The 25,118-nt window shown below is 36.1% G+C and carries 22 protein-coding genes and 2 pseudogenes; 12 read left to right on the top strand and 12 right to left on the bottom strand.

The window, feature by feature from the left end:
* Positions 1 to 612 precede the first annotated feature (612 nt).
* The gene (locus DN408_RS20685; protein WP_078178011.1) at positions 613 to 3,657 is read left to right on the top strand and encodes an efflux RND transporter permease subunit; all 3,045 of its coding nucleotides are present in this window, start codon (positions 613 to 615) and stop codon (positions 3,655 to 3,657) included.
* Between the two features lie 49 nt (positions 3,658 to 3,706).
* On the opposite strand, the pseudogene DN408_RS20680 reads toward DN408_RS20685, so the two are convergent.
* The 4 genes and pseudogenes from DN408_RS20680 to DN408_RS20665 form a co-directional block, all read right to left on the bottom strand.
* Positions 3,707 to 4,123, bottom strand: a pseudogene (locus DN408_RS20680) (P-loop nucleotide/nucleoside kinase family protein); the annotation flags it as partial.
* Positions 4,124 to 4,172: 49 nt separating this feature from the next.
* Positions 4,173 to 5,093 (bottom strand): phosphate ABC transporter permease PstA, encoded by a 921-nt coding sequence (gene pstA, locus DN408_RS20675; RefSeq protein WP_002010630.1) that lies wholly within the window; start codon positions 5,091 to 5,093, stop codon positions 4,173 to 4,175.
* Between the two features lie 2 nt (positions 5,094 to 5,095).
* Positions 5,096 to 5,986, bottom strand: coding sequence for a phosphate ABC transporter permease subunit PstC (gene pstC / locus DN408_RS20670; RefSeq protein WP_002090872.1), 891 nt, complete (start codon positions 5,984 to 5,986; stop codon positions 5,096 to 5,098).
* 71 nt (positions 5,987 to 6,057) lie between these two features.
* On the bottom strand, positions 6,058 to 6,957 hold the full coding sequence (locus DN408_RS20665; RefSeq protein WP_003187410.1) for a phosphate ABC transporter substrate-binding protein PstS family protein: 900 nt from the start codon (positions 6,955 to 6,957) through the stop codon (positions 6,058 to 6,060).
* A gap of 509 nt (positions 6,958 to 7,466) precedes the next feature.
* Here DN408_RS20665 and DN408_RS20660 point away from each other — a divergent pair.
* Genes DN408_RS20660 through DN408_RS20650 form a run of 3 tightly spaced genes read left to right on the top strand, consistent with a single transcriptional unit; the run spans position 7,467 to position 9,821 of the window.
* Entirely contained in the window at positions 7,467 to 7,724 is a 258-nt protein-coding gene (locus DN408_RS20660) for a FeoA family protein (protein ID WP_002090873.1), read from the top strand.
* Positions 7,721 to 8,443 (top strand): FeoB small GTPase domain-containing protein, encoded by a 723-nt coding sequence (locus tag DN408_RS20655; protein WP_002010621.1) that lies wholly within the window; start codon positions 7,721 to 7,723, stop codon positions 8,441 to 8,443. The genes DN408_RS20660 and DN408_RS20655 overlap by 4 nt, the downstream gene beginning before the upstream one ends.
* On the top strand, positions 8,421 to 9,821 hold the full coding sequence (locus tag DN408_RS20650; RefSeq protein WP_002125307.1) for a nucleoside recognition domain-containing protein: 1,401 nt from the start codon (positions 8,421 to 8,423) through the stop codon (positions 9,819 to 9,821). The genes DN408_RS20655 and DN408_RS20650 overlap by 23 nt, the downstream gene beginning before the upstream one ends.
* A gap of 63 nt (positions 9,822 to 9,884) precedes the next feature.
* On the opposite strand, the gene DN408_RS32135 is transcribed toward DN408_RS20650, so the two are convergent.
* The 8 genes from DN408_RS32135 to DN408_RS20615 form a co-directional block, all read right to left on the bottom strand.
* On the bottom strand, positions 9,885 to 10,013 hold the full coding sequence (locus DN408_RS32135) for a hypothetical protein (RefSeq protein ID WP_002029830.1): 129 nt from the start codon (positions 10,011 to 10,013) through the stop codon (positions 9,885 to 9,887).
* Between the two features lie 11 nt (positions 10,014 to 10,024).
* Positions 10,025 to 11,191: a Ger(x)C family spore germination protein gene (locus DN408_RS20645; RefSeq protein WP_002186981.1), complete on the bottom strand. Its 1,167-nt coding sequence runs from the start codon at positions 11,189 to 11,191 to the stop codon at positions 10,025 to 10,027.
* On the bottom strand, positions 11,175 to 12,299 hold the full coding sequence (locus DN408_RS20640; protein WP_147740385.1) for an endospore germination permease: 1,125 nt from the start codon (positions 12,297 to 12,299) through the stop codon (positions 11,175 to 11,177). The genes DN408_RS20645 and DN408_RS20640 overlap by 17 nt, the downstream gene beginning before the upstream one ends.
* On the bottom strand, positions 12,300 to 13,778 hold the full coding sequence (gerLA, locus tag DN408_RS20635) for a spore germination protein GerLA (RefSeq protein WP_147740384.1): 1,479 nt from the start codon (positions 13,776 to 13,778) through the stop codon (positions 12,300 to 12,302).
* A gap of 101 nt (positions 13,779 to 13,879) precedes the next feature.
* Positions 13,880 to 15,352: a sodium:solute symporter family protein gene (locus DN408_RS20630; protein ID WP_002125303.1), complete on the bottom strand. Its 1,473-nt coding sequence runs from the start codon at positions 15,350 to 15,352 to the stop codon at positions 13,880 to 13,882.
* The gene (locus DN408_RS20625) at positions 15,349 to 15,546 is read right to left on the bottom strand and encodes a DUF3311 domain-containing protein (protein ID WP_002029838.1); all 198 of its coding nucleotides are present in this window, start codon (positions 15,544 to 15,546) and stop codon (positions 15,349 to 15,351) included. The genes DN408_RS20630 and DN408_RS20625 overlap by 4 nt, the downstream gene beginning before the upstream one ends.
* Before the next feature lies 1 nt (position 15,547).
* On the bottom strand, positions 15,548 to 16,723 hold the full coding sequence (locus DN408_RS20620) for an amidohydrolase (protein ID WP_002125300.1): 1,176 nt from the start codon (positions 16,721 to 16,723) through the stop codon (positions 15,548 to 15,550).
* A gap of 129 nt (positions 16,724 to 16,852) precedes the next feature.
* Complete coding sequence (locus DN408_RS20615) at positions 16,853 to 17,563, bottom strand: C39 family peptidase (RefSeq protein WP_033708232.1); 711 nt, start codon at positions 17,561 to 17,563, stop codon at positions 16,853 to 16,855.
* 411 nt (positions 17,564 to 17,974) lie between these two features.
* Between DN408_RS20615 and DN408_RS20610 the strand changes: the two are divergent.
* The 8 genes and pseudogenes from DN408_RS20610 to DN408_RS20570 all read left to right on the top strand — a co-directional run.
* Positions 17,975 to 18,182, top strand: a pseudogene (locus tag DN408_RS20610) (amino acid permease); the annotation flags it as partial.
* Positions 18,183 to 18,475: 293 nt separating this feature from the next.
* On the top strand, positions 18,476 to 19,351 hold the full coding sequence (locus DN408_RS20605; RefSeq protein WP_002010605.1) for a cytochrome aa3 quinol oxidase subunit II: 876 nt from the start codon (positions 18,476 to 18,478) through the stop codon (positions 19,349 to 19,351).
* A gap of 33 nt (positions 19,352 to 19,384) precedes the next feature.
* Complete coding sequence (qoxB, locus tag DN408_RS20600) at positions 19,385 to 21,319, top strand: cytochrome aa3 quinol oxidase subunit I (RefSeq protein ID WP_002063826.1); 1,935 nt, start codon at positions 19,385 to 19,387, stop codon at positions 21,317 to 21,319.
* A gap of 13 nt (positions 21,320 to 21,332) precedes the next feature.
* Entirely contained in the window at positions 21,333 to 21,935 is a 603-nt protein-coding gene (gene qoxC, locus DN408_RS20595; RefSeq protein WP_002029841.1) for a cytochrome aa3 quinol oxidase subunit III, read from the top strand.
* The gene (qoxD, locus tag DN408_RS20590) at positions 21,936 to 22,247 is read left to right on the top strand and encodes a cytochrome aa3 quinol oxidase subunit IV (protein WP_002029843.1); all 312 of its coding nucleotides are present in this window, start codon (positions 21,936 to 21,938) and stop codon (positions 22,245 to 22,247) included.
* A gap of 269 nt (positions 22,248 to 22,516) precedes the next feature.
* A complete protein-coding gene (locus tag DN408_RS20580; RefSeq protein ID WP_147740383.1) occupies positions 22,517 to 24,346 on the top strand; it encodes a monovalent cation:proton antiporter family protein in 1,830 nt (609 codons plus the stop codon).
* Positions 24,347 to 24,364: 18 nt separating this feature from the next.
* Positions 24,365 to 24,655, top strand: a complete 291-nt coding sequence (locus DN408_RS20575) for a DUF4022 family protein (RefSeq protein WP_002090894.1) — start codon at positions 24,365 to 24,367, stop codon at positions 24,653 to 24,655.
* Positions 24,656 to 24,669: 14 nt separating this feature from the next.
* Positions 24,670 to 25,107, top strand: a complete 438-nt coding sequence (locus DN408_RS20570; protein ID WP_002125295.1) for a GNAT family N-acetyltransferase — start codon at positions 24,670 to 24,672, stop codon at positions 25,105 to 25,107.
* The last annotated feature ends 11 nt before the right edge of the window (positions 25,108 to 25,118 follow it).

Genomic DNA, 25,118 nt, shown 5'->3' with positions numbered 1-25,118 from the left:
GTTTTCAAAGAACTTGTCTGCCGCTTCAAAAGCGACTTCATCATATTAACATCTTCATTTTTCGATGTCAACTATGTTTTGAATTTCTTTTTTGTCGTTTTCTGCGTTTCCGCATCAGCGACGTTTATTAATATACCATCATGGTTTTTAAATAACAAGTATTTTTTATAAAAAAATACAAAAAGTTATCTATCCTACTTTCTTCTATAGAAAGAACCCTTATCCTTTCTACTAAAAACATTCATTTTGATTGTATACAAGTTACTATACACTATCATCAACCAGGCAGTATTTCACAATAACTTCCTAACCTTTAGTCTTCTTCTTTTTTAATTTTATAATTACCATAGTTCTGCTTAAGAAGGACAAATAATCATTTAAATGTAGAGTAACAAAAAACGTGGCCACTATACTAGAGCAAAACTTTAATTCCTGATTTTTCTCTCCAATCAGGAATTTTGCTTCCACAAATAACAAACTTCCCCTCGAAATATTAAATTAAGATTATTGTTAGAATTTTTTTACATTTAATTAATGAAAGATATCCAATTTTTGTTATATAGTAAGAAAGTGCCCACAAAACTATAAATAAACTAATGGAGGAATTATTTTATGGATAGGTTAACAAAATTTTCATTAAAAAACCGAGCCGCTATTATTATCATGGTTTTTCTCATTTCCATACTCGGTGTTTATTCCGGCTCTAAATTACCTATGGAATTTTTACCAAGCATCGATAACCCTGCAATAACTGTTACGACATTATCTCAAGGGCTCGATGCTGAAACGATGACCAAGGACGTAACTGATCCCCTTGAAAAACAATTTCGTAATTTAGAACATATCGATGGCATCACTTCTTCCACACATGAGGGATTATCACGCATCGACATTGCATATACATCCAAGGCAAATATGAAAGATGCGGCACGCGAAGTCGAAAAAACAATTAATACGATTAAATTACCTAAAGATGTAACTAAACCTGTTGTTAGTCAATTAAACACTTCTATGATTCCACTCGCTCAAATTACCATCCAGAAGCAAAACGCATTTTCAAAAGCTGACGAAAAACAAATTGAGAAAGAAATCGTACCACAACTCGAAAGCATTGATGGTGTTGCCAATGTTATGTTTTTCGGAAAATCAACTTCCGAATTATCCATCGTACTTGATCCTAACCAACTAAAAGATAAAAACGTAACATCACAGCAAGTATTAACAGTTTTACAAGGAAAAGAAACGTCCACCCCAGCCGGAGCAATTACCGTTAATAAGGAAGAATACAATCTTCGTGTCATCGGAGATATAAAAAATGTAAATGACATTAAAAATATTACCGTTACACCTCAAGTAAAGTTACAAGATGTCGCTCAAATTGAATTAAAACAACATTACGATACAATCTCGCACATAAACGGGGAAGAAGGAACAGGATTAATCATCATGAAAGAGCCGAGTAAAAATGCGGTTGCAATCGGAAAAGAGATTGATAAAAAGATTAAAGATATAAGCAAGCAATATAAAGATCAATTCTCTATTAAACTTTTAGCTTCAACTCATGAGCAAGTTGAAAATGCTGTTACTAGTATGGGAAAAGAAGTAATCCTTGGGGCAATTGCTGCAACTCTCATTATCTTAATCTTTTTACGCAGCTTTCGAACAACGCTCATCGCTGTCGTTAGTATTCCATTATCTATTTTATTAACACTATTTTTACTCCACCAATCTAACATCACACTTAACATTTTAACTCTAGGTGGCTTAGCCGTTGCAGTTGGACGTCTCGTCGATGATAGTATCGTTGTCATCGAGAATATTTTCCGTCGTTTACAAAAAGAATCTTTCTCTAAAGATATTATTCTCGATGCAACAAAAGAGGTCGCCGTCGCAATTACCTCTTCTACTTTAACAACAGTCGCCGTTTTTTTACCTATCGGTCTCGTATCGGGAGTAATCGGAAAACTAATGTTACCTATGGTGTTAGCAGTTGTATATTCTATACTTTCTTCCTTAATTGTGGCATTAACAGTCGTTCCACTTATGGCTTTTTTACTGCTCAAAAAAACAAAACGTCGCAATTCACATTCTTCACCGCGATATGTCGCTACATTAAAGTGGGCTCTTTCTCATAAGTTTATCATTCTACTCACTTCTTTTTTATTATTTGCAGGATCAATCGCAGCCTACATACTACTTCCGAAAGCGAACATAAAGTCTGAGGATGATACAATGCTTTCCATTAACATGACATTTCCAGCTGGTTATGATTCTGAAGCTAAAAAACAAAAAGCCTTTGATTTCGAAAAGAAACTACTCTCTAATTCTGATGTAACAGATGTTATTTTGCGAATGGGATCTAGCGCAGAGGATGCACAATGGGGACAGACAACTCAAAACAACCTTGCAACTATATTTGTAGTCTTTAAAAAAGGTTCTGACATCGACCAATATATTAAAGAATTAAAAAAGGATCATACAGCTTTCGAACCAGCTGAACTTGATTATATAAAAACGAGTTACTCTGAATCCGGAGGCGGAAACAACTTACAATTTAATGTAACAGCTACTAACGAAACAAATTTACAAAAGGCCGCTAACATCGTCGAAACAAAACTAAAAAGCATGGATTCTCTTTCCAAAGTAAAAACAAATATAGAAGAATCTAAAAAAGAATGGCAAATTCATATCGATCAAACAAAGGCTGAGCAACTAGGTTTAACACCAGAAGTAGCAGCACAACAAGTATCATTCCTTATGAAGAAATCTCCTATTGGGGAAATCTCAATCAATAATGAAAAAACAACTATTATGATAGAACATAAAAAGGCATCCATTAACAAACAAGAAGATATTTTAAACACAAACATACTATCACCTATTAACGGACCAATTCCTTTAAAAGACATTGCAACTATTTCAGAAAAACAACTTCAAACGGAAATCTTCCATAAAGATGGGAAAGAAACGATTCAAATTACTGCAGAAGCTTCAAGTGAAGATTTAAGTAAAGTAAGCGCTGAAGTAAGCAAAGCGATAGCTGACTTAGATTTACCTAACGGGGCAAAAGTAAATATCGCAGGTGCTACTGAATCTATGCAAGAGAACTTCACTGATTTATTTAAAATTATGGGGATTGCAATCGGGATTGTATATTTAATTATGGTTATCACATTCGGGCAAGCACGTGCTCCTTTCGCGATTTTATTCTCTTTACCATTAGCTGCTGTCGGCGGTATTTTAGGATTAATCATTTCAAGAACACCTGTTGACGTAAATTCATTAATCGGCGCATTAATGTTAATCGGGATTGTCGTTACAAATGCTATTGTATTAATAGAAAGAGTGCAACAAAATCGGGAAAACGGTATGGAAACAAGAGAAGCCTTACTAGAAGCAGGATCTACTAGATTACGCCCAATTATTATGACAGCTATAACAACAATCGTCGCTATGCTACCGCTCCTATTCGGTCAATCTCAAGCAGGAAGCATGGTATCCAAAAGTCTGGCCGTCGTTGTAATCGGTGGTTTGGCAGTCTCAACCGTTCTTACATTAGTAGTCGTTCCCGTTATGTATGAACTATTAGATAAAATCGGGAGAAAAAGACGCTCTCGCAGAAAAATAAGCACTTCTACAGAAACACCTGATATTTAAACCAAAAGGCGTTATCTTCAATTATGAAGATAACGCCTTTTTTATCCCTCTATCTATCCATAATATAATCCATCACTTTTTTACCATACTTCTCTAGCGGCTCTCCAGAATCCACAATAAGATATTCACCATGTAAAGGCCTTTTACTGCCAGCCAGACATTTTTTAAATGCTACCTCTGATTCTACTTTTGTAATTTGACTTATCTTACGTTCACGCGTTTGTAACCTACGATTAATTTCTTCTATATTATTAAGATAACATTCAATATATTTATATGTAGCACCATGTTTCTGACATAAATCTATTCCTTTTTTAACCATCCCTTCATAGAGACATGGACTATCTAATATCACACTGTGCTCTTGTTCCAACAAAAAACCTATCAGTTTCCACTCAATATCATAGGAAACTTCCCCAACAACTGTCGATTCACTCCCTCTTACCGTTAATGATTTTAATAAATGTCCGTAAAAAAACTCCCTGTTTATAAACAGAGAGTTCTTTTACGGACATTCATGCCGCTTTTACCTTCTTCGTCGTTTTACGACTTTTTTTCGCTCCTGTAAAACGCTTGTGTAATACAGATGCTACGAAACGAGAAATGATATTAAAGAGTAATACCATAATAATTAATACCGCTGCAGATTTTGTTGCAATTAACTTCGCATCCGGGATAATCCCTTCAGAGTTTAATTTCCAAATGTGAACAGCTAACGTTTCAGCTGGTCTAAATGGATTTAAAGGATGCGAGGGGCTCGAGAAGTCCGCTGCTGAATTTAAAATAGGTGATGTTAAACCCGCTGTATAAATTAACGCCGCAGCTTCACCAAATATACGGCCTGCCGCTAAAATAATACCTGTAATGATTTGTGGTAACGAAGACGGGATAATGATGCGGGCAATTGTTTGCCATTTCGTTGCACCCAGTCCAAGACTCGCCTCTTTTACATTATGAGGAACTTCAGAAATCGCATTTTCACAAACACGTGTTAAACCAGGCAAATTCAAAATAGTTAAAGCAAGAGCTCCACCCATTACTGTATATCCCCAGCCCGTCATGGTAACAAATACCAATAAGCCAAATAGTCCAACAACAATAGAAGGTAAAGACGCCATTGTTTCAATACATAAACGAACAAAACTTAAAAAACGACCTTGTTTTGCATACTCCGCTAAATATATTCCAGCCCCTAGTCCAAGAGGAATAGATATAATAAGTGTTATAACAAGCATGTAGAAAGAATTGAATAACTGTGGACCAATTCCCCCACCAGCTCTTGTATTGCTTGGTTCTCCGAATAAGAAACTAGGATCCCAAAATCCCCATCCCTTTTGCAGAATTTCGTACATTAAAAAAGCCAGCAAAGCTACAACTAAAGCTGCAACCCCATAAAAGATACCTGTCCAAACTTTATTTACCGTTCTTGCATTCATTATTATCGCTCACCTCTTTGACCAATCGCTCGAATTACTAAAATAAACAGGAATGAAATAACAAGTAAAATCATCGCTAACGTCCATAGCGCGTTGTTCCAAGCTGTTCCGTTCAATGTATTCGTCATATCCATTGTCAGAATACCTGTTAACGTTGCTGTTGGACTATATATTCCTTCCGGTAATTTAATCGTGTTCCCGATTACCATTTGAACCGCTAACGCTTCACCAAAAGCACGCGCTAACCCTAAAACTATACCTGTTAAAATTCCTTGTTTTGCAGCAGGAACAATAACTCGGCTAATCGCTTGCCATTTCGTCGATCCTAGACCGTAAGAAGCTTCCAAGTAATCAAACGGAACAGAGCGTATTGCATCAGAGGCAATACTAGCAATAGTAGGTAAAATCATAATACTCAGGACAATAATACCCGCAATTAAACTAAATCCCACTCCACCGAACGAATCCCGTAATAGAGGAACCAAGATCGTAACCCCTAATAATCCGTATACAACTGATGGAATACCAACTAATAATTCTAAAACAGGCTTTAATACTTTATTCCCAAACTTCGGCGAAATTAAATTCATGAATATAGCAAGAGCTATAGCAATTGGTGCACTAATGACAACAGCACCTAACGACACAAGCGTCGAACCGACAATAAAGATGACAGCACCATACGTACCTTGATCAGCATTTGGATTCCATTTTGTCGAAGTTAACACCTCAGAAAACGAGATACCACTTTGCGTGAAAGATTGAATTCCTTTGCCGCAAATAAACGCAATAATAGCTAATGTAATAAAAACAATAAAGATACCGCAAAACGTAACAAGTGATCTACCTATATATTCACTCTTTACGTAATTAATTTGTTTTTTCCCCTTCATCACAGGACAGACCCCACTTCATAGATTGCATTGAACAGGACTGGCCTTGCAGCCAGCCCCATAAAATTTTATTACTTATTTAATTTAGACATTGGGATGTAACCCATATCTTCTACTTGTTTTTCGAAATCTTTACCTTTTACATAGTCAATGTAAGCTTTTGTCGCTTCTTTCGCCTCACCTTTAGTTACCATGTACTCATAAGACCAGAATGGATATTTACCAGCAGAGATGTTTTCAACTTTCGGTTCAGCACCATCAATTTTCACAGTTTGCAATGCACCTTTTTTATCGCCAACCATGTAAGACATTGCTAAATAGCTGATTGAACCTGGAGTAGAGTTAATCGCTTGCTCTACTGCACCGTTAGAATCTTGTGTTGTACCAGTTCCATCATTAATTTTAGCTTCTTTCATAACTGTTTTTTCAAATGTAGCACGTGTACCAGATGAAGCTGGACGATTAATTACATTGATTTTTTCATCTTTTCCGCCTAACTCTTTCCAGTTTGTCACTTTTCCAGTGAAGATATCTTGTACTTGTTTTGCTGTTAAGTTATCAACTTTTACATCTTTATTTACGACAAGTGCGAATGCGATACCCGCTACCTTGTTATCTACTAATTCTTTCGCTTTTTCAGCATCTTTTATTTTATCTGAAGCCGGAACATCCGAATTACCAATTTGTACTGCACCAGATGCTACTTGGTTAATCCCAGTTCCACTACCGCCACCTTGAACTTGAATAGAAACTTTTGAATTTTCCTCCATGAATTTCTTTCCAGCTTCCTCCGCAAGAGGTTGAAGAGCTGTAGAGCCAGCCGCTGCAATCGTACCTGATAATTCTTGTTTTGCATCGCTACCTTTAGCAGCTTCCTTATTATCCGTACTTTCTGTTTTTCCACATCCAACTAATGCACCTGCAACAACTAAAGCCGCTAAAGAAAATTTAATACCCTTTTTCATAATCATGTCTTGTACCCCCATTTGGATTATCACTTTTCGAATTCATCTTCTTTCGAACACAAATTCATTGTAGGACAACAATATTATGTGAGTGTTAAGCAATTTTTAAGTTTAAGTAAATGGAGGTAACATCCCATAAAAGCTAGACATTCCAACATTTACAGTTAAAAAAGCCAACAAAACCCACACTAAACACGCAGTATTGTAAATTTAATCTTAACAATGTAAATTCAATGTAAATATTTTTCTTTATTTTGCCCTTTAGATTAAAACTATATTTACAATTCCTTTATATTTTTTAACTTTCACACTCTTACTTCATTTACATTAAGAAGAATTCCAGTAATATTTTTCGGTACAACTAAATAAATTGGAACAATTCTAAAAATATTTGAATATTTTTAAAGTACTAATTGACAGCATCATTAAATGTAGTCTACTATATTAGTATCAAAAAGTTTACCTAAGGAAACTTTTTAAACTAAAACTAAAAATATAGAGATGAGGTAACTTTTATGGTATCGGCTAATACTAAACCCCTTTCCGAATTCAGAACAGGGGAATTTGTACAAATTGAGAAGATACAATTAGAAGGAACTATGAAACGACGTTTATTAGATTTAGGCTTTTTTCCTGGAGCGACAATTAAAGTATTACAACGCAGCCCACTTGGAGACCCAGTCGCTTATCAAGTAAGCAACACAACTATTGCACTGCGTAGTGAAGAAAGCTCCCTTATTTTCGGGGTATTAATAGGAGATGATTTCAGATGAGTAACCATCGCATTGCGTTAGCTGGTAACCCGAATACCGGGAAAAGTACATTATTTAATACTTTAACAGGCTTAAAACAACATACTGGAAACTGGACGGGGAAAACTGTTTTAAAGGCTGAAGGGGAATATAAGCATGGCGGAAATATATATACAATAATAGATTTACCTGGAACTTACTCACTGTATTCAAATTCGGCAGATGAAGAAGTAGCACGAGATTATATTATATTTGAAAAACCAGAAGTAACTGTAGTTGTTATAGATGCAACTGCAATGGAGAGAAATTTAAATTTAGCACTCCAAGTGATGGAAATGACAAACGATGTGGTCATTTGTATTAACTTAATTGATGAAGCGGAGAAAAAAGGAATCATTATTGACGAAAAGAAATTAGCAAAATCACTCGGTGTACCTGTAGTGAAGATTTCTGCTCGCAACCGAGTAGGCATTGGTCATTTGCTAAATGTCATCGCTAAAGTAGCAAATAAAAAACTAATTCCAACACCAATTAAAATTACTTATAACGATAAAATCGAAAATATGATTCAGGAATTAGAACCACAAATTTATAAAGTATTCGGTGATACGTATCCAGCACGTTGGATTGCATTACGTATATTAGATGGAGATAAGAATTTCTTAACTACACTTCAAAAACACCATAACGAACCACTTGTAAGGGAGGTTATAATCAATGGAATCTCACTCAGCCAGTAAAGCTCTTCCACTGGACTATATTGTTCAACATGCACAAACACTTTCAAAAGAAGATATACGAGATGATATTGTCGGAGATATTTATCGAACCTCCGCAAGTATATGTAAAGAAGCTGTTCAATATACAAATACCGATAAATTGTATCGTTCTGAAAAACTAGATAAAATTTTCACATCTCCAATCTGGGGATTCCCAATTATGCTCGGTATTTTATCTATTATTTTTTATCTTACAATTGCAGGCGCTAACGTACCTTCTGATATGATCGCTAAGTTCTTTGGCTGGGTAGAAGGATATTTAACATCTTGGTTCCAAGCAATGCATGCACCAGAATGGCTACATGGCATTTTAATACTTGGTTTATTCCGCGGTATCGGTGCTGTTATTAGCGTTATGTTACCACCTATGGCAATCTTTTTCCCTATGTTCGCGCTATTAGAAAACTACGGATATTTACCACGTGTCGCATTTAACATGGACCGCTTATTCAAACGATCTGGTGCACATGGCAAGCAATCTTTAACAATGGCAATGGGATTCGGTTGTAATGCAGCTGCCATCATGTCAACACGTATTATTGAATCACCACGTGAACGTATGCTTGCAATCTTAACAAACAACTTCGTTCCTTGTAACGGTCGCTGGCCTATGTTAATTTTAATGGCTTCATTATTTATGGCTGCTGGTTATACAGGTAGTATGCAAACACTTGTTACTGCTGGCGTTGTAGTTGGAATGGTTGTAATTGGTGTCATTATGACATTAACCGTTTCTTGGGTACTATCAAAAACAGCTTTAAAAGGTGTTCCGACTCACTACACACTTGAGTTACCACCGTACCGTAAGCCAAAAGTTTGGAATACAATTGTACGCGCAACACTCGATAAATCAATATATGTTTTAAAACGAGCTGTAGTTGTAGCTGCCCCTGCAGCTGCATTAACTTGGTTACTTGCTAATATTTTCATCGGTGACACAAGCTTACTTATGTATTTTGTAAACTTCCTAGATCCATTTGCTAAAATGTTAGGACTTGACGGATTTATTCTAGCAGCGTTTATTCTTGGACTACCAGCTAATGAAATTGTTATTCCGATTTTATTAATGTCTTACTTATCAACTGGTGCTTTAACTGAAATAGATGATTTTAATCAAATTAAAAATCTATTCTTAGAACACGGTTGGACTTGGTTAACCGCGTTAAACACAATGTTGTTCTCTCTTCTTCATTTCCCATGTGGAACAACACTAGTTAACATATATAAAGAAACAAAAAGTGCAAAATGGACATTCTTATCGTTCGCAATCCCTACTGTTATTGCCATTGTTGTTACATTCCTCTCTACACAATTGGTACATTGGTTAGGACTTGTATAAAAAACAAAGCATACATAGAAGGTATCCCCCTTCACATATGCTTTGCGCAAAAGAAACCTGAAATTATTCAGGTTTCTTTTTTTCTTTCCACGGCTGCGCTCCATACGTTGTAATTTTTTTATGAATGAAGTATATGGCTCCCGGAAGAACCGCCATTAATATCGTGCAACTAATTCCCAATCCAGTAAACAACTTACATCACCTTATTTCACTCTCTTCGGTAAAGCTGAACCTGAATGTGCAATCGTTGGATGAACATGAACAGTAATTTCAGCATTACTAAAGTATTTTTCACCTTGATCCCAATTCTTATCTATCTTCTTCCACTCTTTATAATTATGTCGCTTATATACTTCCCCTAATGCTAATACATCTACCTTATATTTTTTTTGAACAAGCTTAATCGATTTTTGGATGCGTTTCTCCATTTCCTCCGAAATATCCTTCTCTAAACGCTTTTCATTCAAAACCTTTTTATGATCACTAAAGTGCAACTCGGCCAATGTACCTTCCAGAGATAAGTGAATATTAAACTTTGGTTTTGTAGCATCCGTTGTAGATACTTTAATTTTTCGATGCAGCTTATGAATTTCATATGTAATAAGTTGATTCTTTTTACGGATAGTAAAAAAACCTCCAATTTTTTTACCTATTATATAATTCATTCCTAACGTTTCTTCCCCATTCAAAATGCCTACACACTTATTATCCTTCCCGCGAAACAACGCCGCTCCGTTCATTTGTACCCCTTGTTTTGTTAGTTCGAGAATAGGTAATACGAAACTCTGGTTAGAAATCATCTTTTCCTGTACTTCACCAATTCTTGCAGCCTCAATCATTTGGGCATTTTTCGGAGGATGTTCAGCTAACATATCGATATACTGCGCTGGCAAATTTTCAGGCTTGGCACTCTGCTTTAAAATAGCTTCTGCATTTTTCTTAGAAACGAACAAACGAATATTTCTTCTCATTTCATGATCGCGAATATATACATCTAACGTATTTTGTAAAACATATGGATTCGCTAGTAAATCTTTAGAAAAAATTATCACTTGTATATGCGGAAAGAATAATGAGCGACTAATTTTTTTAGCGATAATTCGTATTTGCTCAAAGACACTATCTGCTTTCGCACTAACATTAATATAATTTTCGCTATCTCCATCCCCTTGTCCACCTTGTTGCGACAATTTACTTGGGAGCACCATCTGATACGTCCCTTTCATAATTGGATTCGATTGTTTTTCCTTCACGATATCGTAAGCCGCCCCTACTACAAATCCCCTTTCTTCTATCTCCTCCAGCTCAGAGCACCCACTAATAGATCCAGCTAAAAACATAATTATTATAATTTTAAGAAGGTGTTTCATTTCCACCATTCCTTCTTTTTATTTTATATACAATAAAAACTAGCAAAGGTGCTGACACAACAAACCCCATATCTATCCAAGCTAAATAAGTCCCATAACTTGATAAATCATTCGAATTGCCAGGTATCATATTCATCATAAAAATAATAGGAGCACTCACAAAAATAAATACGTGTTTCTTCACTTTTGGAAACATAGCACAAAACAATAAAGATGCGACGTCATAATACATTGCTGTAGTGTTATAAATAGTAATAATCCAAGTGGTAAAAAAAATCGCATCAAATCTCTCTAAAAATCCTCCACCAATTTCAATTTCTTTCCCTAGTTCAATTGTTGGAAATGTCAATCCACGTGTTGTCATATACGAAAAAACACTAATACAAGTTACATAAATTAAAATGTATGACAAAACGTTTACTATCACCGCTTTTGCAACTGCCATTGGCGCTTTTTTCGCTGTCTTATCGTTCAACATCACGGCATAAAACAGAGCTACCTCAAATCCGATAAATGTGAAAATAGAATTTTTAACTCCTACAGCATATTGACTGACGTCCGTTTGAAAAGCCGGTAGTAAATTATCTATTTCCATTAAGTTCACATTCAATAAAGAAAGCAGTACGATTGCAATTAAAACGATAGGTAAGAATAAAACGTTTAACCTTAATAGAGCCGCTCTCGACCCCGCTATTCCATAAATAACAACTAATAGGAAAAAGAACGACAATAGTTGTACTGGTGTATCACTAAACAAATACGTTTGTGAAATAATTGCAATCATTCGCGATTCATATGCTGTCAAAGCAGCAAACGTTAATACTAAAATGCTACTAATTGTGTATGCAACAGGCTTCGTCAAATGTGCACTCGTATATTGAACAAAGTTTTGTTTTGGGAATAAAATAGCTACCCTCGTTACAAACCAACCTAAAATTGCACATATCAATCCACCCAAAAGCAAAATAATCCAACCGTCCGAAAATAAAGTTTGCGTAGCAATATCTCGCGGCATAGATAATGCACCTATACCGATAATTGTTGACGATACCGCAAAACCAAGTTCCCGAGATCCAATTTCTTCATCCCCATATTCAAATGGCTTCAATTACTCTCGCTCCTTTGGACGTATTGTAGAATCTTTCGTTTGTAAGTACTCTGGTCTTTCTTTCAACATTGATTTTGGCAAGCGGATCATTTCTTCTTCCCAATCTTTATAAAATGCAGGAGCAATAGGCGTTGTATATGGCACCCCAACACTCTTTAAATTCGTAATATGAATCGCAAGTGCAATAAGAGCTAAAATGATTCCGTACAATCCAAAAGCAGTCGCCGCTAACACAAAGACAAAAAGTAAAATCCGGAACGTAATTGTAATGCTATATACAGGCAGTGAAAATGTAGCAATTGCGGTAACCGCAATAATAATTACTAAAAACGGATTTACAATCCCCGCATTTACTGCCGCTTCTCCAATTACAAGACCGCCTACGATGCCAATTGTTTGTCCCATCGGTTTCGGAAGCCTAATCCCGGCTTCTCGTATTAATTCCATCGTTAATGCCATCATTAACGTTTCTATATAAGCAGGAAACGGTACTCCTTCTCTCGCTCCCGCAATGGAATAAGCTAGTTTAGATGGAATAAGCCCTTGATGATACGATACAAGCGCTACGTACATGGCAGGTAATAAAACAGCAGCGATACCTGATCCCATACGTAACATTCTTAATAACGTTCCAATTATCCAACGCTCATAATGATCTTCTACAGATTGAAAAATATCAACAAACACTAGTGGAGCTATAAGAGCAAATGGTGACCCATCTACTAAAATGGCCGCTTTCCCTTTCGCCAATGCAGCCACTATATTATCTGGTCTTTCTGTATTTAAAAACTGCGGAAACGGCGATAAATTATTATCTTGAATTAATTGCTCAATCGTTCCTGTCTCAAAAATGACATCTGTCACTATTGATTGAAGACGCCGATCTAGCTCGTTTACGATGTAAGGGTTAATAATATCCTCTATATATACTAGGGTTACTTCTTTCTGCGATCGTTTCCCCATAATATAAGATTGAAACCGTAACTTCGGATCACGTAAACCACGGCGAATTAGCATTTTGTTCACATTAATATCTTCATTTAATCCAACTCTCGGTCCACGTATTAAATCTTCTGTCACTGGAGGCTCTAGACTTCTTTTCTCCCAAGCTCTACTATTAACAACAATAGCCGTTTGAATATTATCAATTAATATGACTGTATCTCCTGCTAAAACCGCATTTATAATATCTGGAAAAGTCGTCTTCATACCGACTTCTGCAATAGAAATAAAACGATCCAATAATGTCTGAACCACAGCTGCTTCATTTGGTATTTCTTCATATTGAAGTGTACGAACTACATATTTATAAACATTATCCTTATCTGTTAACCCACATAAAAAAATAACAGCACAGCGGGTTAAACTACCAGCAAGAGCAACTTCTCTAATTGTTAAATCATTAGGTGAACCTAACTCATCTCTAATTTCCTTCATAACTTCAAACAAGTTACCTTTTAGCTCTAACAATTTCCCCACCTAACTTCCTTTTCAACAAGTTTTTAGTTAGATTCCGCTAATAGAAGAAAATATATACAAAAAAGAGCTATCTCTTTTCGAAGATAGCTCTAACATACGAATTACTTTTCTACTATTATATTGTCGGTCTTTACAGATACATTTCTTGTGAATCCACTAACGATAAACATCACAATCATATTCATTAACAATGCGACTATACCTACATTTAAATCTTTTATATATTGCGGAAAACTCGGAAACATCGTAGCTATAGTTGAACCAGATAAGGTAATATATGCGACAATTAACAACCCAATCCCCATTCCTGCAATCGCTCCTTGCTTCGTAATAATTTGACGTGGAAACAAACTACATACAAGTGCAGGAAAAAGTTGCGTAACTATACTGTACCCCATTAAAAGAAGAGCCCCTATCGTTTCTCCCCCTTTAAATGTAAACAATACTGCAACAAGCGTTACAACAGGTACAAATAACTTAGCTACTTTTGCAACTTGTCTATCTGAAGCAGATGGCACCATTGTTCGGTAAATATTTTTTGCTAACAACGTAGATGCCGCCATAACAAGCATGGAACCTGGAACTAATGCCGTTAACACTCCTGCACTACCAATAATACCAATAAACCATGGATCAAACGTTTGAAGAGCCAGACGGAATAATGAAAGATCTACATCCGCTCCCTTTAACCCTGGAACTTGCAAGATAGCAGCAAAACCTGCAAAGAACACAAAAAGCAAAACTAAAGAATAGAGAGGCATAATTGCTGCATTTTTCCTAAATACTTTTTCACTTTTCGCTGAGAAAGCTGAGGCAAATGTATGAGGCCACATATAAAAACCGAGAGCCGTTAATATAATAGTAGAAACAAACCAAGAAATACTCATTCCCTTTTCAGGTAAAGATAAAAAACCTGGTTTTGCAGCTTCTACAGCTTCAAACATCGGTTGAAATCCTCCGTAATAGTGATACGGTAAATATATACCTAAAAACATAACGATAAATAGTATCATAATGTCCTTCAAAGCAGCTGTCCAAGCCGATCCATGTATACCTGAAACCATTACATAAATAGTTATAACAATAGCACCAATCCATACCGCAATAACAGGTGTCACTCTTCCATAGGAAGCTTCCGAAACGATAATTCCTAATCCCTTTAATTGCAAAACAAGATACGGGATAATCGAAATAACACCAATAATTGAAACAATTACCCCAAGCGTCTTACTCCTGTATTTCTTCGCAAAGAAATCTGATTGTGAAATGAGGTTATGTTCTTTTGCATACTTCCAAATTGGAGGCAATAAGAAATACGATAAAATATAAGCTAATGCACCATACCCTAAAATATAAAATGTAGGAGCTCCTTTACTATAAGCCCAGCCACTTCCTCCTAAAAATGTGAACGTCGTATAAATTTCCCCTGCCATAAGGAGAAAAACGAAAATAGTTCCAAATCCTCTTCCTCCAACTGACCATTGTTCTAAATTCATATCTTTTCCATGTTGTGCCCGAATTCCTAAAAATAGTGCGAGAAACAAAAATATAATAATGATAAATAATGCAGTCATTTTACGTCCCCCTTATTAGCAGGATCGAATACGTACACAAGACCCATACAAAGAGACGTAATGAGCACTGATAATAGTACCCAAAATAATAAAAATGGCATCCCCCATACGTAAGGAGTGACCGAATTTGCAAATACTGGTCCAACTACTAAACAAAGAACTGGAATAAGTGCTAGCACGTGTATTTTTTTCATCTCATTCTCCTTTACTTATAAAATTCATAATGGATGATACAAAGACTTCCACTCCAATTGGTAATGCGTCTTCGTCAATTGTAAAACGAGGGTGATGATGCGGATATATAATTCCCTTCTCTTCATTTCCTGCCCCTATAAAAAAGAACGTCCCTGGTGCCTTTTGTAAAAATGCTGAAAAATCTTCCCCTGCCATCGTTGGCTGTAAACGAACAACTCTTTCTCTTCCATACAGCTGTAATGCTGTATGTTCAATAAGCTCTGTAACTTCATAATCGTTCACAACTGGGCGATATCCATATTCATAAGAAAATGTATACTTAGCACCGTAGGATTCTGTAATATGTTTTACAATCCTTTCAAGCTTCTTCTTTGTTTCTTCTCTTAATTCATGCCTTAAACTTCTCACTGTCCCTTCAACCTCCGCTTGTTCCGGGATAACATTATGAGTTGTCCCAGAATGAAATTGCGTAACAGATACTACCAGAGAATCTAACGGATTCGTGAGGCGAGATACAATTTGCTGAATTTGCGAAACTACTTGCGCACCAATGGCGATACTATCAACTGTTTCATGTGGAATTCCAGCATGCCCACCTTTTCCCTCTATCGTAATTTTAAAAACGTCCGGCGCCGCCATCGCAGGACCATAAATTACACCTACTTTTCCAACCTCTAATGACGCCCAAAGATGAGCACCAATAATGTAATCCACACCTGTCATCACTCCCGCTGCGACCATTTCCTCTGCACCGCCTGGAAAGTTTTCTTCTGCATGTTGAAATAAAAAGCGAATCTCTCCTTTAACTTTCTCTCTTTCCTCTACCAACTTATGTACTACACCAAGCAATATTGCCATGTGACCATCGTGACCACACGCATGCATCACACCTGGATATATAGAAATAAAATCAAACTTATTTTCTTCATGAATAGGAAGAGCATCCATATCAGCACGAACCGCGATAGTTTTACCAGGCTGCCTACCAATTAACCTTGCCATTACACTATATTTAGTAGGCCTTGAGACTTCTAAATACGGGATTTCCCGAAGTATGTCGAATACAAATTGAGATGTTTTTTCCTCTTGAAAAGATAACTCTGGATACTTATGAAAATGCCTTCTCCACTCAATCAACTGATTCTTTGATAAAACAAGTTCCTTTGCGACATCCATTTCTCTTCTCCCCTTCTTTACCAAGTTAAATGTTATTATAGCGTGAATCGTTAACTTCTGAAAGAATTTTCAGAATTTTCTATAATGAATATTCAAAAAGAAAAAGCCATCTCAAGATGACTTTTCATTTTATAAAATAGTAATTGCTTGTTTCCCCATTTGCTCCCATGCCTTTTCAAATTCAGCACGAGGAACAGCTTTTCGTGGATTGTTTGCAAGAGGATCATTTACGTATACAAAGTTTTGATCATATCCAATTACTACAACACTATGCTCATAATATGTAATTTTCACTTTACCTGAACTCGTATTCCATGTTTCAAAACTACTTTCGGCTAATGGTTTAAACGTTGTATTAATAATTACCCATACTGGAGAACCAGAACTAATTACTTTATATAGATCTTGCACGTCTCTACCCGTTAAATTAATTACTTTTTCAGGAACATACTTTTCTGCTAAATTAAAAATCGGTTGATTATATACACCGTATCCCGGCTCAGCTTTCGTGTAAATATTTCCAACGAATCCCTCATACGGATTTCCATGCAAACCATCTTGTTTAAATGGAACGCGATGAATTTCACTAGCAAGTTGCATCTTATCTACTTGTACACCTTTATGTTGTAGTAGCATAGTTAAACTTGTCACTTCACAACCTCTAGGTAATTCAGGTAACTGTCTAATAAACGGAACCTCTGTAATCATTGCACTTTCTTTCATCTCAGAGAAAAGGTCTAACCGAAATTCTTGTGCCTTTTTCATAATTTTATCTTTCTCGAAAAAGAACACGACAGCAAATATAATACCGAAAATAAAAATATATTTTAACTTTTTCATCATAAACCAAACTCCATTATATCAATTATTTTAAAGGCACAACTCCTATCATTGTACCTTTCTTCTTACTAGTTTGCTAGAAAGATTCTGTGAATTATTATTCACAAATACCTTTTTTAAAATTCCGATTATTTGAAATAGAAAGAAAAAATTATAATTTTTCAGAATTTTTTACTAAAAAAAACAAAATTATTAACCTAGTGAAAGAATCACGTTTCCTTCACTAGGTTAATAAACATTCTAAGGTATTTAGTCATAGTTAGTTTTTCCTTTACATACTCAGTTCACAACAAAATAAACCAAGTATGTTTTTCACCCCCACTAATGATTAAAAGCACCGAATAAAATCTAGTTAAAACATACAAAAAAATATGGGGGGAGGGACATATGAATCAACAAGTAGAACAAGCAGAATTAAAATACCGCACACCACTTTATCCAATAGTTCCAATCGTAGCTTTCTCACTCAATTTCCTTACATTTGTTAGTTTAGCTTTCATTCCAGATCAGAGAATTGCTCTTTATTGCTGGGTTCCATTTATGATCATTTGTTACATTTTATACCGAGTTAAAGTTTCGGAAAGTTGTCACATTTAAGCAAAAAAGAAATATAACTTAGGTAACAAACTGAATATATTAAAAATTCAGTATTTTTCCTTATGATAAGATAATTTTTTCTATTTATTGGGTATGTTGGTATAACTTTATTTATCTTAAAATTCCCACAATCACGTTTTTATCTGGAAAATAGTTTACAATGTTATCAAGTTACAAATGATATTCACCTTAAAAAGCGTGCATTTGTGTCTATTTTTTAACAATATAACAAAAACTATTGCCATCTATAAATTAATAGGTTTATATTGTTTTATTGGCATAGTTTCAATCCAAGGAGAAAGGAGATTTTCAATCGTGCAACTAAAGAAAGCATTTTGGAAGTTGGCTTCGCTTCTTCCGTTATCATTACTTCTGTTCCTCGGTGGCTGTGATAAAAAACTCGCAGTATTAAATCCGCAAGGACCTGTTGCAAAAGCACAGTATGATTTAATTGTTTGGTCATTCTTGCTTATGTCATTAATTATCGCAATTGTATTCATCTTGTTTACAGTCATCTTGATTCGTTATCGTGAAAAACCAGAGAATATGGACTATGAGCCACCTGATCAACATGGTAACACATTATTAGAAATCATTTGGACAATTATTCCTGTTATTATCGTTATCGCATTATCGATTCCAACAGTTAAAGCAACTTATGCTTCGGAAGAGGTTCCGCAAGAGTCCAAACATATTAAACCAGTTGAAATTTATGTTACATCTGCAAACTGGAAATGGTTATTTAGTTACCCGGAGGAAAAAATTGAAACCGTTAACTATTTAAACATCCCAGCTGGTGTACCAATTCAATTTAAACTGACTTCTGTAGGTCCAATGAATGCTTTCTGGGTACCAGAACTTGGTGGTATGAAGTATACAATGGATGGCATGATCATGGACTTATATTTACAAGCTGACAAACCAGGTTCTTACCTAGGTCGTAGCTCGAACTTCTCTGGTGAAGGATTTACTCACATGGAATTCGAAGTTGAAGCAAAAACTAAAGAGAAATATGATAAGTGGGTAAAAGAAGTACAAGAAACTGCCCCTAAATTATCAGAAAAGAAATATAACGAAATTATTAAACCTGGTGTAGTGGGGCGTATGACGTTCTCTAGTCACCACTTAAGTTATGTAGATCCAAAATCACTTGAATATTGTGATTACAACTACTACAAAAACAAAAAATAATAGCTATTATTCCAACAGATTGGAGTGAACACAGTGAAGCTTGATGAATTTTTTGTCACAGGTGACCCGATTATTTACGGAGCTGACGCTTCTATCGTTCTTGTGACATTAGCGATTCTTTTCGTACTAACAAAGTACAAAAAATGGAGATGGCTTTGGGATGAGTGGTTGACAACTGTTGACCATAAAAAAATAGGGACCATGTATATTATCTCTGCCGTTATAATGTTATTCCGTGGTGGTATGGATGGTTTAATGATTCGTGCCCAGTTAACATTCCCGGAAACAACTTATTTAAACGCTGAACACTATAACGGAATCTTTACAACACATGGTACGGTAATGATTCTTTTCATGGCAATGCCATTCGTTATGGGATTAATGAACCTTGTAGTACCATTACAAATTGGTGCTCGTGACGTTGCATATCCGTTCTTAAATGCTTTAAGTTTCTGGTTATTCTTTGTCGGAGCAATGTTATTCAACATCGCTTTCGTAATCGGTGGTTCTCCAGACGCTGGGTGGACTTCTTACTTCCCAATGGCAGGTACAGAGTTTACTTCTGGTGTAGGAAATAACTACTACGCAATTGCATTACAGATTTCAGGTCTCGGTACGCTGATGACGGGTATTAACTTCCTTGTTACTATCTTAAAAATGCGTACACCTGGTATGAAATTAATGAGAATGCCAATGTTTACTTGGTCAATCTTAATTACAACAATTATCATTATTTTCGCTTTCCCAGTATTAACAGTTGCTCTTGCATTAATGACATTTGACCGTCTATTCGATGCTCACTTCTTTACGATGGCGAGCGGCGGTATGCCAATGTTATGGGCCAACCTATTCTGGGTATGGGGTCACCCTGAAGTATATATTGTTATTTTACCAGCATTCGGTATTTTCTCTGAAATCATTAGTACATTCTCACGTAAACGTCTATTCGGTTACAGTGCGATGGTGTACTCGATGGTTGCAATTTCTTTACTAAGTTTCGTCGTATGGCTTCACCATTTCTTCACTATGGGTGCAGGTCCAGCGGTTAACTCATTCTTCTCGATTTCGACAATGGCGATTTCGATTCCAACCGGTGTTAAGATCTTTAACTGGTTGTTTACACTGTATAAAGGACGTATTCGTTTTACAGTTCCAATGCTTTGGTCATTGGCATTTATTCCAAACTTCGTAGTTGGTGGAGTTACAGGGGTTATGCTTGGAATGGCAGCAGCTGATTATCAATACCATAACAGCTACTTCCTAATTGCTCACTTCCACTACGTATTAATCGCAGGTACAGTATTCGCTATGCTTGCTGGATTCACATACTGGTATCCAAAAATGACAGGTCATATGTTAAATGAACGCCTAGGTAAATGGACATTCTGGATCTTTATGAGCGGATTTAACATCTGTTTCTTCCCAATGTACTTCTTAGGTTTAGACGGTATGACTCGTCGTATGTACACTTACTCTGAAAGTCTTGGATGGGGCTGGCTAAACCAAATCGCATCTGTTGGTGCTGTAATGATGGCTATTGGCTTCCTAATCCTTTGCTATAACGTAATTTGGAGTGCACGTCACGGTGAGCGTGACACAACTGGAGATCCATGGGACGGCCGTACACTTGAATGGGCAACTCAATCTCCTGTACAACATTACAACTTCGCGAAACTTCCTGAAATTAAAGAAGCTGATGCTTTCTGGTTCATGAAAAAACGTGGAGAAACAATTACACCAACAGCAGATGAATTAAAACCAATTCACATGCCAAGTAATTCTGGTGTGCCTATTATTGCGTCTTTATTCTTCGGTCTTGCAGGTTTTGCATTAGTATTTAGCTGGTTCTGGATTGCAGCAATCGGTGGTATTGGTATTTTAGGTTGCTTAATCTATCGTTCATTCGATTATGATGATGGCTACTACGTAAGCGTTGATGAAATTAAAGAAACAGAACATATAGCATGAGAGGTGAAATGACATGGCGGCTTTAGATAAAAGCTTACCTTTGGAATATCAATCCGAGCAAAGCAGATTGAATATCCTAGGATTCTGGATTTTTCTTGGGGCTGAAATTATGCTGTTCGCAACACTTTTCGCCTCTTATCTAGTCCTTGCTGGTCGTACGGCTGATGGCCCAACACCAGCGCAATTGTTTGAAGTTAAAACACTTTTAATTCAAACACTGTTACTTTTAACAAGTAGCTTTACATGTGGGATCGCAATTCACGAAATGCGTAAACACAATCAAAAAGGAATGTTAGCTTGGTTTATCCTGACTTTACTTTTAGGTGCAGGCTTCCTATTCTTTGAAATTGAAGAATTCATTTTGTACGTTGGTGAAGGTGCAACGATTCAAACAAGTGCTTTCTTATCGGCATTCTTCGTTCTTCTTGGAACGCATGGTGCCCACGTAACAGGTGGTATCATCTGGGCAACTTGTGTTATTATCCAAATTTTAAAACGAGGTTTAACACCAGTTACAGCTCGTAAAGTATTTATTATCAGCTTATACTGGCATTTCCTTGATCTTGTTTGGGTCTTTATTTACACACTAGTTTACTTGAACGGGATGGTGGCGTAAATGGGTCAAAATAACAACCAAGCAAACGGGCATGGGCATAGCGGATTCCCATGGTCACACGTTTTCGGATTTATTTTATCGCTTGCACTAACGTTTCTAGCGTTATACGTGGCACTTTACACAAACCTGCCACTTTCAACGATATTAACAACTATCATCATAATGGCAGTTGCGCAAGCGTTATTACAATTAATTATGTTCATGCACTTAAAAGAAGGAGAAGGAAGAATTCAAGTTCTTACAATGATATACAGTTTCTTCGTTGCAACTGCAACAGTTGGACTTACTGTATGGATCTTCTTCTCAATGTAATTTGCATGAAAAGACTGCTGGGATTCCTCAGCAGTCTTTTTTTATCCCCTATTAACGAGCAGTAAGACCCCCACTGATTAAAGTTTCACTTTATCCCCTCCCCCTATTACATCCACATTACGGAATTAACAACAAAATCATGAAAAATATACTTATTATGACAAATGTTAAGAAAACTCTTTCTTTATGAAATCGAAACCATATCCGTTGCTTTTCTTCCTATTATATGGCTAAATAGTTACTATATTTATTTGAAGGGAGAGAACGCAATGGAACATCATTCTTCTGTTCTATCACTTATGGTTGTCGTCGCAATCGCGTTTTTCGTTCCCCTTTTGTTACAGCGCTTTAAATTAAAAGCACTTCCTGTCGTTGTTGCAGAAATTATCGCAGGAATCTTTGTAGGTAAAAGTGGATTTAACATCATTGAGCCCGATATGTGGCTTCAAGTCTTATCAACACTAGGGTTTATCTTCCTAATGTTTTTAAGTGGTTTAGAAATTGACTTTTCGATCTTTAAACAAAAAGGGAAAAAGAATACGACAAACGAACCGAACACATTCCAAGCAGCAAGCATTATCTTCTTGTTTATTTTCATTTTATCTTATGCCCTATCATTAATATTCGTATGGCTAGGATTCGTAGACAATGCAATGTTCATGACTTTAATTATTTCAACTATTTCTTTAGGTGTTGTCGTACCAACATTGAAAGAAAATAACTTAGGAAAAACCGCAATCGGGCAAATCATTTTATTAGTCGCTGTTATTGCAGACTTAGTTACAATGATTTTACTCGCTATATTCGTCGGATTAAATTCCGAAAGTGGCCAAAGCATGTGGCTTCTACTTCTTCTATTCGGTGCTGGTATTGTAATTTACTTTGTCGCAAGACGGTTTAAAAATATTCCATACCTAGAAAGCTTAAAAGCCGGTAGTGTACAAATTGATACACGAGCTGTTTTTGCACTCATCTTAATATTAGTTGGATTATCTGAATCTGTTGGGGCAGAAAATATTTTGGGAGCCTTTTTAGCAGGTGTACTCGTATCTTTATTATCACCAAATGAAGATATGGTTGAAAAACTTGATTCCATCGGATATGGCTTCTTCATTCCTATTTTCTTCGTAATGGTTGGTGTAAATCTAGAAGTATGGTCTATTTTTAACGAGCCTTCTAGTATGCTAATGATCCCAATTCTAATTGTGGGACTCTTTATTTCAAAACTGTTGCCATCACTCGCCTTACGAAAATGGTACCCACGCAATATCGTACTCGGAAGTGCTATTTTGTTAACATCAACACTTTCTTTAGTTATTGCGGCTGCACAAATCGGTGAAAAGCTAGGCATCATTAGCCCAAGTTTATCAGCATCTCTTATTTTAAGTGCAGTTATTACTTGTATTTTTGCACCTATATTATTTAAAAAGATGTTTCCAAAAGTGGAAACACCAAAACCGAAAGTATCTATTATTGGTGCAAGCAGAATTACCCTTCCGTTATCACTTGATTTAAAACGTGAAGATTATGACGTAACACTATATATGATACGTCAAAATAAAATAAATGATGAGGAAGCGAAATCTCATGACTTCCCTATTGTAAAATTAGATGAGATTACTATTCAATCTTTAATGGAGCAACAAGCTTTCGAAGCAGACCGTGTTGTTGTTGCGACAAGTGATGATGAACAAAACTTATTATTAGCAGAACACGCAAAAGAATTAGGTGTTGAACACGTCATCGCAAGTGTAGAAGATCCCCTTCTACAAGAAAAAGCGACTCAAGAACATATCGCTGTATTCTCGACTATTAACTCTACACGTATTTTATTACGTGCACTTATTGATAAACCGAGTCTCGTTCGCTTGATTACAACAGCAAATGAAACGGTGCGTGAGGTTGAACTACGAAGTAATAAATATAATGGCTTAGCACTTCGTCGCCTTCCGTTTCTAGGTGATGTACTTGTCATTCAAATTTACCGTGGTAATAAAGCATTAATACCACATGGTGATACGAAGTTACAGCATGGCGATACTTTACTTGTAACGGGTTCAAAAGAACATATTGATACAATGAAAAACATATTAGAATAGAAAATGCCCCTCACATAAATGAGGGGCATTTTTTCAATTTCATATGGTAAAATGTTACTATCACATATTATGGGGATGAATCACATTATGTCTATTTCAACTTTAGCTCTCTTATTATTAGCAGAAGTACTCGTCGCCATTATTCTCATCGGTATTAGCATTGAAATTTGTAGTTATGGATGGAAAAAATCGAATGGAATTAAGTACTTTTGTCTCTTAATTTCACTCCTTCTCGGAACAGCTAGCATACTAGGACTTCTCGTTGCACCCGCATATTTCTTCTTACAACTTATAGAAAAAGGCTTATAAGAAAGGATGATATTATGATTACAGTGAAACATATTGATGCATCTGAAACATACTTATTACGTCAAAAGGTTTTGCGTCCCAATCAATCATTAGAAGATTGTAAATACGATTCAGATTACGAAACAGACGCCTTTCATTTAGGTGCATTTTTATATGATGAACTTGTTAGTATCGCCTCTTTCTCTAAAGAAATACATCCTGATTTACAAGCTGGTACCCACTATCGTCTACGAGAAATGGCAACATTACCTAATTTCCGAAACCAGCATGCTGGCAGCTCCTTAATCCGTAAAGCTGAACAAGTCCTCCAAGAACGCGAAGCAAATATTCTATGGTGTAATGCGCGAATTACCGTAGCGGATTATTACAAACGATTAGGTTTCCATGAGCATGGTGAAATCTTCGAGATTGATCCAATAGGACTACATAAAGTAATGTATAAAGAAATATAAGAAAAGCTTTC

The sequence above is a fragment of the Bacillus sp. AR13-1 genome (genome assembly GCF_008042285.1).
GTDB classification, from domain to species: Bacteria; Bacillota; Bacilli; order Bacillales; family Bacillaceae_G; genus Bacillus_A; species Bacillus_A mycoides.
This window is presented reverse-complemented; position numbering and strand designations above follow the sequence as displayed.